This is a genomic window from Lactobacillus colini, assembly GCF_017874575.1.
Lineage (GTDB): Bacteria > Bacillota > Bacilli > Lactobacillales > Lactobacillaceae > Lactobacillus > Lactobacillus colini.
Map to the genome: position 1 here is coordinate 30,697 of NZ_JAGGLU010000007.1, position 15,115 is coordinate 45,811.

The 15,115-nt window shown below is 31.7% G+C and carries 13 protein-coding genes and 1 pseudogene; 1 reads left to right on the forward strand and 13 read right to left on the reverse strand.

Translation table 11 applies throughout. The annotated features are described in order from the left end of the window. Positions 1-236: 236 nt before the first annotated feature. From J2Z60_RS06890 to J2Z60_RS06935, 10 genes and pseudogenes are all read right to left on the reverse strand, one after another. Positions 237-646: pseudogene (locus J2Z60_RS06890) on the reverse strand (IS66 family transposase). A gap of 451 nt (positions 647-1,097) precedes the next feature. After that, a complete protein-coding gene (locus J2Z60_RS06895; RefSeq protein WP_245328746.1) occupies positions 1,098-2,279 on the reverse strand; it encodes a MalY/PatB family protein in 1,182 nt (393 codons plus the stop codon). An 11-nt stretch (positions 2,280-2,290) separates the two neighbouring features. Then, on the reverse strand, positions 2,291-3,361 hold the full coding sequence (locus tag J2Z60_RS06900) for a M24 family metallopeptidase (protein WP_209686961.1): 1,071 nt from the start codon (positions 3,359-3,361) through the stop codon (positions 2,291-2,293). A gap of 14 nt (positions 3,362-3,375) precedes the next feature. Continuing rightward, entirely contained in the window at positions 3,376-3,951 is a 576-nt protein-coding gene (locus J2Z60_RS06905; RefSeq protein WP_209686962.1) for an RDD family protein, read from the reverse strand. 24 nt (positions 3,952-3,975) lie between these two features. Next, positions 3,976-5,292, reverse strand: a complete 1,317-nt coding sequence (locus tag J2Z60_RS06910) for a PTS sugar transporter subunit IIC (RefSeq protein ID WP_209686963.1) — start codon at positions 5,290-5,292, stop codon at positions 3,976-3,978. A gap of 29 nt (positions 5,293-5,321) precedes the next feature. Next, complete coding sequence (locus tag J2Z60_RS06915; protein ID WP_209686964.1) at positions 5,322-5,654, reverse strand: PTS sugar transporter subunit IIB; 333 nt, start codon at positions 5,652-5,654, stop codon at positions 5,322-5,324. Positions 5,655-5,684: 30 nt separating this feature from the next. Further along, positions 5,685-6,005: a PTS lactose/cellobiose transporter subunit IIA gene (locus J2Z60_RS06920; protein WP_425352228.1), complete on the reverse strand. Its 321-nt coding sequence runs from the start codon at positions 6,003-6,005 to the stop codon at positions 5,685-5,687. 16 nt (positions 6,006-6,021) lie between these two features. Further along, positions 6,022-7,062 (reverse strand): aminopeptidase, encoded by a 1,041-nt coding sequence (gene ypdE, locus J2Z60_RS06925; RefSeq protein WP_209686966.1) that lies wholly within the window; start codon positions 7,060-7,062, stop codon positions 6,022-6,024. A 1-nt stretch (position 7,063) separates the two neighbouring features. Then, a complete protein-coding gene (locus J2Z60_RS06930) occupies positions 7,064-8,959 on the reverse strand; it encodes a BglG family transcription antiterminator (protein ID WP_209686967.1) in 1,896 nt (631 codons plus the stop codon). A 517-nt stretch (positions 8,960-9,476) separates the two neighbouring features. After that, the gene (locus J2Z60_RS06935) at positions 9,477-10,973 is read right to left on the reverse strand and encodes an FAD-dependent oxidoreductase (RefSeq protein WP_209686968.1); all 1,497 of its coding nucleotides are present in this window, start codon (positions 10,971-10,973) and stop codon (positions 9,477-9,479) included. Positions 10,974-11,086: 113 nt separating this feature from the next. On the opposite strand from J2Z60_RS06935, the gene J2Z60_RS06940 reads away from it, so the two are divergent. Next, entirely contained in the window at positions 11,087-11,974 is an 888-nt protein-coding gene (locus J2Z60_RS06940) for a LysR family transcriptional regulator (RefSeq protein ID WP_209686969.1), read from the forward strand. A gap of 76 nt (positions 11,975-12,050) precedes the next feature. Here the strand turns inward: J2Z60_RS06940 and J2Z60_RS06945 are convergent, their stop codons facing one another. From J2Z60_RS06945 to J2Z60_RS06955, 3 genes are read right to left on the reverse strand one after another with little or no spacing between them, the layout of a single operon-like run. Further along, entirely contained in the window at positions 12,051-12,812 is a 762-nt protein-coding gene (locus J2Z60_RS06945; RefSeq protein WP_209687020.1) for a ChbG/HpnK family deacetylase, read from the reverse strand. 13 nt (positions 12,813-12,825) lie between these two features. After that, complete coding sequence (locus J2Z60_RS06950; protein ID WP_209686970.1) at positions 12,826-14,256, reverse strand: PTS transporter subunit EIIC; 1,431 nt, start codon at positions 14,254-14,256, stop codon at positions 12,826-12,828. Positions 14,257-14,267: 11 nt separating this feature from the next. Continuing rightward, positions 14,268-15,104 carry a PRD domain-containing protein gene (locus J2Z60_RS06955; protein ID WP_209686971.1) on the reverse strand — a complete coding sequence of 279 codons (837 nt, stop codon included), beginning with the start codon at positions 15,102-15,104 and terminating at the stop codon, positions 14,268-14,270. Between the last annotated feature and the right edge of the window lie 11 nt (positions 15,105-15,115).

The following is a 15,115-nucleotide window of genomic DNA, read 5'->3' on the forward strand; positions in this document are numbered from 1 at the left end:
AGACCCGGTCCTAATTATGGTATAGGATCGGGTCTATTCGTTAGTAGCCTATTTACAATTTGCTTAGACTTCTTTTGCACACGGCAAATAGCCTTCTATTACTGCACTATTTGTCAAAATCTCTTCATTTGGCAGATGATCTAAAAGATAATTAATATTTAATGACGCTTGGCAGTTTCAATAATACTCATGATAATTGCACTATAGCGTGCAACTTCATAGCTTTGTGAAAAGAGTCAGTTATTGCGTCCCATGATGATAGACTCAACACTTCTTTCAACCATATTGTTAGATAACTCTAAATCACCATTCAAGAGTACATTCTTAAATGCTTCTTCATGGTCAAGACTATAGCTGAAAGCTTTGCCAAGTTTAGATTTAGGTAACCTTGTTTATCTCGGCACAAGTCAAAGAATTTATCCATCAGTTGCTTTAATTCTTCATTACGTTTAACTTGTCTTTCTTGAATGGATAACTCTAGCCAAGAGCGTTCAAGTCTAAACATTTCGTTACAAGTAGCAATTGCTTTTTGTGCTAATGACTTTTGACTTAATCTTTGCGGAGCTGCATCTACAAACCCACTTCTTAAGTGTGAACAGCAACCTACTAGTGTTAATTGTTTATAACCTGAATATTGGTCAACCATTCAAGAAAATCGACTGTCTCAAACCATAACAGATTTAGAGATTAATCATGGTTCATCAGTTTATTATTATGTGGATCATTAAGTCGGATTGCATCCCTTCATAAAAGCCGAACTTAGCACAGTCAATTCTAACTTTAAGAATCAAGCTGGGATTATGCTTCTTGGGTAGGCTCCTCTTAAAAGTTGGAATCTGCTTCTTATCAACTAGGTAAAATTGGATAATTATGTATTCCTTTTGTAGTGCGCTTATGAAATAACTGACCTTTTTATGAATGAATTAGCTAGTTGGTAAGCGTCCAATAACAAGGTATCTACAATTATCTGATTGTCTGTTTTATACTTGAATTATCAATTTTCAAGGAGGGGAAATTTTATAGTAGACAACCTAATTTACCTGTTCTATTGATAAGAAGCAAATCAGAATTTCTAAGAGATGCTTACAGAGTACTAGCTAGTTTCGGTGTTTTAATTCTTCTACAGCTTTAATAAATCTTTCTAAGCCGTCTTTAATTTTACTTTGTGGTGCTCCTTCATTGAATCTTAGATAATTTGTGCCACCATTTCCATATATTTGTCCATCCATAATAGCTACGTTTTGTTTATTAATCATATTGTCTTGCAACACATTCATTGGTATCTTTAGGGGGCTTATATCAATCCAAGATAAATATGTTGCATCAGGAATCTTATAATCTATATTAAGTCGCTCTTTTAATAAGTTTTTGGTTAATTTAAAATTGTCATCTATGTATTCATTTAATTGGTTAAGCCAATCTCTTTCATTATTATAGCAATCTATTAAAACTAGCATTCCTAAATAAGATGTAGATGATAAAGCATTTTTAGCTCTAAGAGTATGTAAGAAAGTCAACCTATCTAGTTCATCAGGAATAAGTGCATAAGAAAAAATTAAAGATGGTGTATTGAATGCTTTTGTTGCTGAAGTTATAACAGCACTATGAACAGTAAGTTTACTAAATAATTCAGCTAAAGAATTCTTTTTAACACCTTTTCGAACAATATCTAAGTGAATTTCGTCACTGATAATGTTTACATTATATGCATTACATAACCTAACAAATTCCATTAAATCATCTTTAGACCATGCAATTCCCATGGGGTTTTCTGGATTACATAAAACAAAGATACTAGGATATTCTTGAGAAAAAAAACTTTCTAATTTATCAAAATTAATTTTTTCCGTGATTTTAAATTCTATCAATTTCCTGTCATTTGCTTCAATTGTTTTAATAAAAGCATCATAGCAAGGACTTAAAGTCGCAATTTTATCACCAGGTTTACTGAATTGCTCTATCAACTTAGCCAAGCTAAAAATAACACTTGGACTATAAACAATCCAATCGACATCAATGTCACAATCATAACTATATTGATACCAATTTGAAATAGAGGATTTTAAGTCTGGATTATTCCAGCGTGTATATCCGAAGAGACCTCTTTTAGCGGCATTTATTATTGTTTCAGTAACACCTTCAGGAACTTTAAAATCCATATCAGAAATGGTAAATGGCAAAAGGTTCTCTTTTCCGAATCGGTCTTTAACAAAATCCCATTGGGTTGAATAAGTGCCATACCTATTTACAACCTTATCAAAATTATATTTTTTGATCATCTTTAAATCTCCTATAATTGATACCATTCTCTGCTAGACTTAGTCATTCTAATTGGTTTATCCTCTTCACTCATGAAAATATTATCTTCTATTCTTACACCGCCTAGTCCTTCAATATATATTCCTGGTTCAGTAGTAAAAGTCATACGTTCTTCCATTTTTGCTTTACTATTTTGATTTAATAAAGGATATTCATGAACACTTAACCCCAGTCCATGGCCTAAGCCATGTAAAAAGTATTCACCGTAACCATATTTATTTATTACATTTCGTGCTGCTGCATCAATTTCAACTAATGGTTTTCCAATTTCACAGGAATCAATTGCGGCTTGCTGTGCCTCTTTGTCAATTTCATAAATGTCATATAATTTAGAGTCAACTTTTCCAAGAGCTACTGTTCTGGTTACATCAGAGTAGTATTTGTCATATTGAAATCCAAAATCTATGACTATTAATTCATTATTTTCAATCACTTTATTAGAAGCATGTCCGTGAGGCATAGCCGATCTATATCCGGAAGCAACAATTGTTTCAAAAGCTCTGGTAGAAGCTCCTAACTTTAATCCGTAATTATCTAATTCATTTGCTACTTCTCTTTCAGTTAATCCAGGTCGTATGAATTCTTTAATATGTTCAAAAGCTTTATCTGCAATTTCATCTGCCTTTTCAATTTTTGATCTTTCAGAATTATCTTTATGCATACGTAAAGATTCAATAATGTCTTGTGTAGGTACAATATTAATGTTATTTATGGCTTTTATTTTTAAATATTGATCTACATTCATTTCTGTAGATTCAATTGCTAAAGTACGATAGCCATTCTTTTTTATCAAGTTTGCTATTGATTCACTTAATAATAATTCATCATTTACAACAGCAAAATCGGGTGCTTGCTTTTTTATCTGTGTAAAATATCGTCCATCGGCTATGATATATTGATTATTTGCATCAATTAATACTCTGCCATATGTTCCAGTAAAGTTAGAAATGTAGTAACGATTTGCACGACTGGTAACTAAGAATGCATCCCAATCATGATCTTTCATTATCTTTCGTAAGTTATTAATTCTATTATTTTCCATATAAAATCAGCTCTTTACAGACTTACTACTGTTGACTTAGATATATAATCGTGGATAGACAGATGTTTTGAAGTCATAAAGACTAAAACAATTGACAATAAAGTTAATATATTCCAGAAAAAGGCTACGTAATTATCAATATAATTCCTACTTATTGTAGATGTTAATACTCTAAAGTAGTTAGACGTAAATGTTGCGGCACCTTCAATTAAGTTTAGAATAAGAAAATTTCTAATAAAGTAATATTTTAAATTTAAACTGCTTCCGTTTAAATGAACTATCTTTAAATTCATAATATGTTTTCCAAGTGTTTGTCCCGGAAACACTCTGTAAGGAATGATGACGTAGTATACAAAAGTTAAAACTAAACTGATCATTAAAAGAACAATGACAGCTGCTTTTCCTATTCCAGAGCTCTCTATTTGATAAAAGCTTACCAAAGCAACAGCTTTTTTGTTAAAAAATGCAAATGCCAATACTAATGGTAAACTACAAATAATACCAGCAGTAAACCAGTCAATAACTGCTGCAACTATCCTTTTACTAGAATATTCTGTTTTGACATTTTCATCCTTTTTATATCCACTCATTACTATCTCTTTTCAATTAGTATATTAGAAGTCCAAATCCATATCTTTGATAAGATCTGCATCTTCTTTAGAAATAGCAGATTTCTTTCTCTTTTCTTCATCTAATTGTCTTTTTTCTGCTAGTTTGAAGAATGGGTACCAAATTATCAAAGAAAGCATAATCTGTATACCGTTAACAATTAAGCTATGCCAGTCAAACGTAGCAAGATATCCTTCTAAGAATACACCTACATATGGTGGTGTAAATGTTGATGGTCTCAAAAAGTCGAGCTTAGTTGCCCATGCAGCGACTGAAGAATTTAAAGGTCCTAAAATTGCAAATGGAATAAAGTAAAGAGGATTCAAAACAACTGGAGCGCCAAATAAGATAGGCTCATTAATACCAAATAATGCTGGAATTAATGACAAACGTCCAATCTTCTTTTGAGCAGCAGCTTTGGAAAACATACACCAAAATACAAGTCCAAACGTAATACCAGTACCGGTGAAGTTACCAAATGCAGAGTCAAAGCCAGGAGTAAAGAAGTGTGTTAAAGCTTCACCAGCTTTGGCATGTGCAATATTTTCTGCTAAGAATTGTGTGTTAATTGAGTTAGTTACAGGGCTCAATACAGCTGGGTGAATACCAAAGAAGAATAATAAACATTGCAAGAACTTTAAGAATGTATATGCAAACGGATTATCTAATGAACCTACTAATGGTGATAACACAATTGCAAATATCATAGCTGGCATAGTATGTAATACGTTTACACAGATAACTCTAATGATTAAAAATACACCAACAATAATTAACGATAGTGGTATCATTTCAAATGATCTAGAAACAAAGTCTGGTACTGTATCAGGCATTTTAATAGTAAAGTTCTTTTTCTTACACCATCTAAAAAGCATTACCGCGATGATTGAAGCGAACATTGACAAGAAAAGCCCTTTAGTACCTAAATAAGTTACATCAACATTTCCATCCTTTGTAAAGTCTACTGCTAAGATTAAAAAACTAATAATAGCCATAGTCATTGAGCCAGGAATGTCAATCTTCCATGAATTAGCCAAATGATAAGCAATAATTGCAGTGACATATAAAGCCATCATACTCATACCTACAGTTGATGGTATTGAGATGATTTGTTCATTTTGTGTGATCCAAACAGATACAGGATTTTTAGCTCCTATCATATTTGGAATAGCCCCTGGAATCAAGCAAAATGAACCAATAATCAAGATTGGCGTCATAGCCACCATAGCTTTTTTAATAGCACTTAAATAAACATTTTTATCCATCCAATTGGCTATAGGAGTAAAATATTTATTCATAAATGCTTCAAATGAATTAAACATTTGTCTACCTCCAAGTAATCAATACATTATTATTTTTGTAATTCAGACTTCCTTTTTGCTATAAATGCTTCTTTTAATACAGTTGCACCATCCATTGATCCATATGTTTCCCTATCAATTACAACAAATGGAACATGTTTCGGCTTTGTAATATTTTCTACAAAATCCTTTTTATAAGAAATTTGTGGGCCTAATAATACAACATCAGTATCGTCAATTTGCATTGGTAATTGCTCTACTGGAATTGCCATTAATTCAAAATCTTCCTCATCTAGCTTTTTACTTTTCTTCAATACATCCTTCATACTGTCCATCATCATAGTTGTTGATAAGCCTGCTACGCAGCATAATACAATCTTCATTTTTTACTTCTCCAAATAATCGATAAATATTTAATTGTTATCTCTTTCGTTAAAAATTTCAATTAACTCTTGAACAACATCACGTACTAGTTCAGCACACATATAATGATCTTGTGCATGAACCATTAAAAGTGAAACTTCATTATTATCTTCACCTCGAATAGCTTCTGTAATCATCTTTGTTTGCATATTGTGTGCTTCAACATCTGCTTTTTCTGATTCATCTATAAGCTTTCGAGCTTTGTCATAATCATGGCTTCTTACTGCTTTTAATGCCTCGAATGCTTTTGATCTACTGTCTCCTGCAGAAGAAATTAGGGTCATAACTTCTTTTTCATTTTCTTTCATCAAACATAACCTCTTTTGTTTAAAAATTATAAAATTCTGCCACTTTTTCTTTATCCATGCTTTCGGCTATCAATTGGATTAAGTTGCTTGTATATTCAAAATCTTCAATATTGGCGAACGAATATGGATCATGACAATATTTTATAGGGAAACCTATTACTGCACTAGCTACACCACTATTTTCCAAATGAGCTGTTGCGGCATCTGTTCCTCCGCCTTTAAACATATCTTCTTGATATGGCACTTTGTTTCTCTTAGCCAACTTTCTCAAATAGTTAATTAATTTTCTATTTGGAATCATTGTCTTATCATAAAATTCGATCATTGGACCATATCCCAGTTTTCTATGATTAGTAAAACCCCTGTCAAGTTCGGGATGCTTGGCAACATCTACAGCAAAGAAGAGGTCTGGCTTAACAATATTAGAACATAATCTTGCTCCTCTTGTTCCTACTTCTTCACTTGACGTGAAGGCAGCTATTACATTAACATTTAGATTTTTATTAAACAGGCCATGCATTGCTTTAATTAGTGCAAAATCTCCTGCGCGATTATCCATTGCCTTACCAGTGACATTTTTTGTTTTTTCAAGCCTTCTAAAACTTGAGCCAAAGACAACCATGTCGCCTATTTGTAAACCGCTGTTTTTAAATTCTTCCCTATTGTCAAATCCAAAATCAGCATATATATCTTCGATTTCACCAGAAGGATTTCTGATTATATTCATTACTCCGTAAAATTTTTTCCCAGTTTGGCTTGTCGCTCTTACTAATTGATTTATTTTTGCTCTATCTTCTACACCACCTACAGGCATAAGATGTACAAAACCAATATCGGAAATATTTCTAATCATAAATCCAACTTCATCCATATGTGCGGCAAACATGATAGTTGGCGCTTTTTCAATTGACGCACTCTTTTTAATCATGAGACTTCCCAGACCATCATATGTAAATGTTTTTGAATATTCACTTAGTTCATTTTTAATAATATTTCGAACTTCATTTTCATTACTTGCAATACTATCGGCATTTGATAACTTCTCTAAAAGTTCAATCATTTTATTCTCCAATATCTTTCAAAATCTTTTGTATTTGTTTTATATCAGGAGTTTTAATTATTAATTCCATTTTTTCCTTATCATTCATTAAATTATATAAAGAATCTGAAATTACTGAATAATAGGGTAAATCCTCTTGTCTTAAGCTAACTAAAAATATTAACTTTACCTCCTTCTCATTCACTTTAACTTTTTGAGTAGGTATACCAACAAAAATACTACTTTTATTGGCATCCATTTTAATTGGATGGGGAATTGCAAAGCCATTTTTGTAGACCGTACTCATGTACTCTTCTCGCTTTAATACATTATTTACAAAGTTAGTGTCTACATAGTTTTTATCTTGAAGCTTTGCGGACATTCTTTTTAATATTTCAAAATATGTTTGATTATTATATTTGCTTATCAGATCAGACCTAAAGAATTTCAACCAACTGTTATTATTTTTCTTAAAAGTCGTTTTAGTTGAAGGAACATCATCTAAAAATAGTATCTCTTTAATATCTTCCAAATCTTTCTTAGATAAAAGTTCATTTATAAAAATGGTCGGTACATCATATCCTTTTAAAAGAGAAACCATGGTGAAAACTAAATCTGGATTAAATTCCTCAATTTTCTGAGTATCATAAAAAGAAAATGCAACGATTTTTGATTTGGGCAATATGCTTAATAACCGTGTTTTAGTTAATTCACTTACTCCCCCACCACTAGTACAAATTACTGCTACATTTCTATATTTTCCTAGCTTATCTTTTTTTCGATTCTCTATACTATTTAGAAAATGTAATGCAATAAAACCAAGTTCATCATTTGATATTTCATACTTAAACTTTCGTTTTAAAAAAGTAGAAAGTTGTAACGCTATATCAAAAATGTCTGGATATTTAACACTAATTTCCATTAAAAGAGGATTTTTACAATCTATATTTTTATTTATCCTTTGAAATAACAAGTTAATGTGTCTTGAAAGCTTTGATATGAATTCGTCATCATCCGATAGTGAAGTATGACCTTTAATATCTATTTCCTTAATAAATTTTTTTAAGTTAACTTCAATATTGTCTATATCTAGTGAGTTTTCAGCTTTTCTTTCGAAGGCTATATCAGCTATCTTTGTATGAAATAAATTACTTTCATCTTCTTGAAATCCAAGCTGATAATAGTCATATATTTTAAGGAGTAAATTTTGATATTCATCATTTTTACTAATAAATATCTTTCTCTTTTTATCTCTAAAATGCTTTTTGTAGAAAATCAAACTCTTTATCCAATCAAGTAAGTTTTGATATTGGTAGTAATTAATATATGCATTCCGTCTTCTAAATACATCTTCTATTTCATTTCTTATCCACTCAATATTTCCAGTTGATGAATCAACATCCTCAACAATAATATTTGATTTGCGACCATATAAATCAGCAATTAATTGAATAATATCCTTTTTTTCGCCAACTATTTTTATACCATAGTGACTTTTTCTCAATAGTTCTAACTTATAAGTACTTAAATAGTTCTCTAATCTTTGAAGCTTTGAAAAAATTGTAGTAGGACTTAAATTTAAATAATTGGAAATTTGATTTACAGTAATAAAGTCATTTCCAGCAAGTAATAGCAAATGTATCTCGTCAATCATTATTTGAGTAGAATCTCTTACCATTTCAAATTTACTTTGACTTTTGTAATAGTCTATAAATTTATCTTGATTTACAATATCCAAATAATAGCCTTTACTGTAGATATTTTTTATCTTAAATCCAAACTTATTTCCATCTTTATTTAAATTTTTTAGCCTATTTTGAATAGTTCTTTTTGAAACATTTAACTCCTTGGCTAAGTATGCGCTACTTAAATAGTCTTCTGATTTTTTAAGTTTTTCTATAATCTCTTTTTCCAGCATTCTTCTCCTCCTTTCATAAATAATTGTAAGGAAAGCGCCATCATATTAACAGATTATTTTTTTCGTAACTTTGTGCAAATTGTATATTGATACTATAATAGTTAACTATTCATATACATGTTATCAGCGATATTCTCCTTGTCATGTAATAGATTATTACGAACGAAAAAAGCGACTTTCTCAATCCCATCATGGATATAAGAAAATCGCTATTGCTTCAGTGTATAAGCTCATTCGTCTACTGTTTGCGCTTATTCATAATAAAAATAAACAAACTTATAGTAGGCACTTTTTTGCATACTTTTAATTTCTATACGATATTGATTTAGATATCAGTATTAAACTAACTAGATAAATAAATTCACTAAAAATATTAATATTGCTTGACTTTAGGTAGAAAAAGTCAGTCCAAATTAATGAACTGACCAAATATAAATTTTATGTATTTCTACTATTACCTTACAAGAACAACATAAATTATTGAAATATAGTTTTAAATCAGACTATCTGATATGTACTAATTTTTAGCTGCATTCTTACCTGCCAAACGACCAAAAGTTTGAGCGTGACTTGAGCATAAGCCTGGAACACGATCTGGATATGATCCCCAGAAGAATGCACCGCTGTCATTACCTGCTGTATACAAGTGATTGATCGGTTCGTAATCTTCATCCAAGACTTCCATCTTTTCGTTAACTCTTAAGCCATCAAGAGTACCAAGAATACGTCCACCTAAAATACAACCATAGTAAGGTTTACTTTTAATTGGACTCATTCTGAAGTATTCCTTACCAAAATCACGATCAACGTGATCAATATAATTTTGATTTTGACGTTCAACAGTCTTCTTTAAGTTTTCTACAGGAAGATGAAGCTTTTCAGCTAATTCTTCAATTGTATCAGCTTTAACAACTAAGCCCTTCTTTACATATTGATCAACATCATCAATAAATGATTGCTTATCTTTCATATATCCTGGGAACCCAAACTTAGCACAACCAAGCATATGGAATTGTTCTAATCTGTCTGCATAGTCTGCGTCCCAAATCATTGCATATAAGTAACCTGGTTCTTTACTTGCTGCATTAGTGATGAATTGATAAGGTACAGATTCATTAGCAAATCTGTTACCGCGAAGATTAACCTTCAAGAAAGGATATGAACCAATCCAAAGCCAATTATCATAAGTTTCAGTTTGATAGTACATATCTTCTGTCTTAGTCCCAGCTGGAACTAAGCCACGATCAAAAATACACTCTGCTGGCTCTTGATCACGTAAAGCACCGACTTCAAGTGCGGCAATAATACCACCACCATTGTTTCTTGGACTATCATTATAGACATTCTTCTTAAGTGCTTCAGGATTCCATTTCTTAAGCAAGTCTTTGTTTGCAGAATAACCACCAGTACATAGGATTACACCGTTAGTAGCACTAATTTGATACTCTTCACCAGATTCATTATTTTTAACAATAGCACCGGTAACTGTATCACCGTCCTTGATTAATTTAATCAATTCAGTATGATAACGCATATCAATCTTATGATCTTTAGCCCATTGAACAAACCAATCACCATAAGAAATATACGATTTTCCATCAATTGTTGGATCGTTTTCAGTTGGAAATGCTTTATAAATATCGCCTGCAACCATTGCATCTGGTTCAGAGCGCATATAAGCACCATTTGGTTTTAAAATATTATCTTCAAGCCAGTTTACAGTTTCAGCACTGTGATCTGCCCATAAGTTTAAAAGTTTTTGATCTACATTGTGTTGAGCAAATGAGGCCAAGTATTCAACTAATTCGGCTTTATTAATTGTTACACCAGCACGCTTTTGCGCATTCGAATTAACAGCAGCGTTGCTTAATCTTAATAAGCCAATAGTACCTTCTTTTTCAATTACTGTGACTTGGACACCGGCTTCACGTGCAGCAGCTGCAGCCATCATACCTGAGTCCCCTGCACCAACTACTAAAACGTCAGTATTGTGTTGTTCTTTGTTTTCAGTCATAATAATACCTCTCTTATTTGTTATGCTTTTCACATATATAATACTTGATTTATTAAAGAACTTCTTATCAAAAATGTTATTATTGATAAGAATGCCTTATCAGGAGGATATATATGAATTTAGATCACTTAGCTATTTTTGTAGATTTAGCAGAAACACTAAATTATCGTAAAACTGCTGAACGTAAGCATTTATCTCAACCTGCAGTTACTCAAGTAATCAAATCTCTTGAAAAAGAAATTGGTACTATGCTTTTCGCTCGTTCAAGAAATGGCGTAACAATTACTACAGATGGCAGAATATTTTATCAAGATCTTAAGCCAATCATAAATAGTTACTATAAAGCTCTGCAACACGTGCAAACTCACGATAATCAAAAGCAAAAATTAACTATTGGACTGACTTTCTCACCCAATGAAACGACCTTCTTACCGGAGCTTTTGCAGTATTACACATTTAACCACCCAAACGTAAAAGTATTTTTACAATCATCAAATCATAATGACTTAAAGCATTCTCTTTTAAATGAAGATTGTGATTTAATTCTCAATACAAAAGACGATTTTCAAGAATTGCAAGAAATAAAATACGTCGAATTAACATCTGGACATTTTAGTGCTGTGATACCAACCACTAATCCATTATCTATATCTTTAAACTTAGAAGAGCTAGATAATAATTCATTAATCCTTATGGATAGTAACTGGTGTCCACCTAAACAATTTGAACTACAAGAATTATTAATTAAAAAGACTTCAAACCTTGACATTAGTTATGTAAATGACGTATCAACTGCTTATATGATGTGTAAATCTAGCTTGGGAATTAGTATTATGCCAGATTTTATTGCTGGTAAGTCTACAGATTTAGTATCAATTGTTCCTATTAATTACAGCGTCAAATTGAGTTATGGTATTGGAATACTTAATTCGCGCTATAAGGATTATTTAGTCGACTTTATTTCATTTCTAAAAAAAGAATTTTTAATAGTAACTAAGTAAAAAAATCTTATTTTGCTTAAAATAAAACATCCCTGTTAAATACAAAATGATGTATCGACAAGGATGTTTTTATCTATTATTTACATTCACTATACTTCAGCAAATGAATATCATTTGTTCTAATTAATTCAGCAACTTTAGGATCAATTGCCATTGATACTTCCTGCGTACGAGGAATAGTTAAACTGGAAGTATTCAGGATATACTGATCTAAGTATCCTGGATGACAGACCATCATCGGGATTTGTTCATCTTCACTATGCTTAATCATTTCTTCTAAAATTTTATACGGATCATAGTTAGGTCTCATACTTTCCATGAATACGTTAAATTCTGTATTATTTTTAAAATTTAGAGGACTACCATCAAAACTAAAATCAAGAATTGGTAAATCATATCTATCTGCGACAATATGCAACCCTTTAATGAAGTTATCGCTCATTACTGCATGTCCTTCAAAATAGTCAGGTTTACGTCCAATTAAATCCAAAAACCTATGATATTGTGCATCAATTTCTGCAGTAACTTCATCAAGATTAATAATATCTGGTTTACCGTAATTTTCTCTATAAATTTTAGATCTATTAAAATTCCCATTCTCATCAACTAAGCTGGGAACTTCTTCAGCCGAAAGAACTGGTTTACCATTAGTAATATTAGTGTGCATACCATAGTCGATATCCTCATCTTTTAATAAATCTATCCCCATTTGAGTTGAAGGCATGTTTACCATAACTCCCACATTATTAATGATCCCATTATGAATTGAATCATAAATTCCATAGTTTACTGCACGAGAATAACCTAAATCATCAGCTCTTAACAGAATTCGTTTCATTTCTATTGCCTTTCTATTTTGCATCTTCAACATCTTGCCCATTAAATCCTAATAAATAAGTAGCTACAGCAGCAACAACTAGGGCAATTGCACCACTAATTACACCATTAATAATATTAGTTACACTACCACCTACATAAGTAGATAAAGCCAAGAAGTTTGCTACTGGAACTAACACATAAGCAGTTTCATGTACAATCCCTGCATACAATGCACCAGCAAATCCACCAATCATCATACCTATAAATGGGCGTTTATATCTAATAGCTAAGCCATATAAAGCTGGCTCTGTTACACCACCAATAAGGTTAGAAATAAAATATCCCCATGCTAAAGCCTTATTTTGTTTACCTTTAATTTTTAATGCACAACCTAAGGCCATCCCTGCACAAGCCATACTTGCAGCAACACCACCTAAAGTAGCAAAGTTATCATGTCCACCCTGAGTAAAAATTAAAGTCATAGCACTAATAATAACTAAATGCATGCCTGTGAGAACCAAAAGCTCCCAAACAGCACCGATAATAGCTATAGCTATGATAGCCCAAATTCCACCCATTTTGCCGAATGAAAGTAATCCATTGCAGATACCATCACCAATAAAGCCACCAAGTGGTCCTAATACACAGAGAGTAACAGGAACCATAATGGCTATAGTCAAAAACGGTGTCATCATAGTACGCAAAGCTGCTGGCATATGTTTATCAAAGAATTTATAAATATATGACATTACCCAAACACTCAACAATATCGGAACTAATGTACTACCATAATTTACTAGCGTCATAGGAATTCCATATACAGTAAATGGCCTGCCTGCAGTAATTATTTTCACCAGATTTAGGTCGAGCATAATTGCTCCCAAGAACATTCCTAACATTTTAGAAGTATGGAACTGTTTAGCAGATGTATATCCTAAGAAAATTGGAAAAAAGTAAAATCCTGCATCCCCTACAAATGTAAATACCTTATATAAATCACTTGAAGCTGGAGTGATGTTTAACATCGTAGGTCCACAAACTGCTGCAAGCATTTTAAACAATGCAGCTGAAATTAAGATTGGGATTGTTGGGGTTAAAGAACCTGCCACCTTATTTAGCACGATGTTGAAGACTCTTTTAAAAGTCAACTTTTCTTTAGGGTTTTCATCTAGGTTTTCATCTATTGGTGCACCACCAACTAAAGCACCATTACCTGCATCAAGTACAGCCTGGTAAACATCAGGAACCGTTTGCCCAATAATAATTTGATATTGCCCACCTGATCTTGCGACTCCTAAAACACCAGTAATTTTCTTTACTTTGTCATCATCAGGGATGCTAGAATCTTTTAAATTAAATCTTAAACGTGTCATACAGTGCGTAACTGACAATACATTACTTATTCCACCAACTTCTTTCAAAATTTGGCTAGTCATCTCTCTATACTTATCGCTTTTAGCCATGATATTTACCTCTACTCTGCTATAGTCTTACTAATCATTCGATTGATATAAATCATTAAATAAAACATCTCATCATCTGTAGTTTGTGTATGTAATTGTTGATCTATTGTAACCACAATATCTTGTCCACATTTATAAACAGATTTCTTATTTGTAGAAAAATCCTTAATTAAGGATGATGTAATCTCTCCTGAAATTTGTTTATTATCCTGAAGTCTTTGTAAGTAATATTGAAAGTGAATTTTAAATCTATTAAAAGCAAAACTTTTACGATTTATTGTGATATCAAAGTGGCTTTCTATTTTGGTTATAACCATCTGTAATAAGTTATCATTACTGTTTTTATCAATTTTTTCTCCTGAAATTTCAGCGGCATTAATAAAATGCATTGCTATTGCAGTTGCTTCTTCATTAGGGAGAGAAACGTTCAAATCTTCTTGAATCAACTTTAAAGCAATTTGGCCAATAGCATATTCATTAGAATATAAATGTTCAATATCATATGTTAATGAAAAATCAAATGTCAATCCTTTTTTAACTCTTTCTATCGCAAAATTAATGTGATCTGCTAAACTAAAAACAACATTCGATGAAAGATTACTATTTGATTTTTGCCGTGCTAATTGAACAATATGAGCACTCACGGCAAGCACTTCTGAGGGTATCTCTTTTAAAAGATCAATCATTTGTGAACTAACACGATAAAATGTCATATCTATCTTTGAAAGGTCTGTTAATTCGTAGGGAGTTTTAGGAAAACCAATGCCTTTTCCTAATGCAATCAATTCTTGGCCATTGCCATCTTGACAAACAGCTACATTATTGTTGATTTTCTTAATCACTCTCATATTTAATACCT

Coding starts and splice junctions, on each gene's coding strand:
- J2Z60_RS06895 (WP_245328746.1), bottom strand. CDS start 2,279: ATGATCAAAAAATATAATTTTGATAAGGTTGTAAATAGGTATGGCACT.
- J2Z60_RS06900 (WP_209686961.1), bottom strand. CDS start 3,361: ATGGAAAATAATAGAATTAATAACTTACGAAAGATAATGAAAGATCAT.
- J2Z60_RS06905 (WP_209686962.1), bottom strand. CDS start 3,951: ATGAGTGGATATAAAAAGGATGAAAATGTCAAAACAGAATATTCTAGT.
- J2Z60_RS06910 (WP_209686963.1), bottom strand. CDS start 5,292: ATGTTTAATTCATTTGAAGCATTTATGAATAAATATTTTACTCCTATA.
- J2Z60_RS06915 (WP_209686964.1), bottom strand. CDS start 5,654: ATGAAGATTGTATTATGCTGCGTAGCAGGCTTATCAACAACTATGATG.
- ypdE (WP_209686966.1), bottom strand. CDS start 7,062: ATGATTGAACTTTTAGAGAAGTTATCAAATGCCGATAGTATTGCAAGT.
- J2Z60_RS06930 (WP_209686967.1), bottom strand. CDS start 8,959: ATGCTGGAAAAAGAGATTATAGAAAAACTTAAAAAATCAGAAGACTAT.
- J2Z60_RS06935 (WP_209686968.1), bottom strand. CDS start 10,973: ATGACTGAAAACAAAGAACAACACAATACTGACGTTTTAGTAGTTGGT.
- J2Z60_RS06940 (WP_209686969.1), top strand. CDS start 11,087: ATGAATTTAGATCACTTAGCTATTTTTGTAGATTTAGCAGAAACACTA.
- J2Z60_RS06945 (WP_209687020.1), bottom strand. CDS start 12,812: ATGAAACGAATTCTGTTAAGAGCTGATGATTTAGGTTATTCTCGTGCA.
- J2Z60_RS06950 (WP_209686970.1), bottom strand. CDS start 14,256: ATGGCTAAAAGCGATAAGTATAGAGAGATGACTAGCCAAATTTTGAAA.
- J2Z60_RS06955 (WP_209686971.1), bottom strand. CDS start 15,104: ATGAGAGTGATTAAGAAAATCAACAATAATGTAGCTGTTTGTCAAGAT.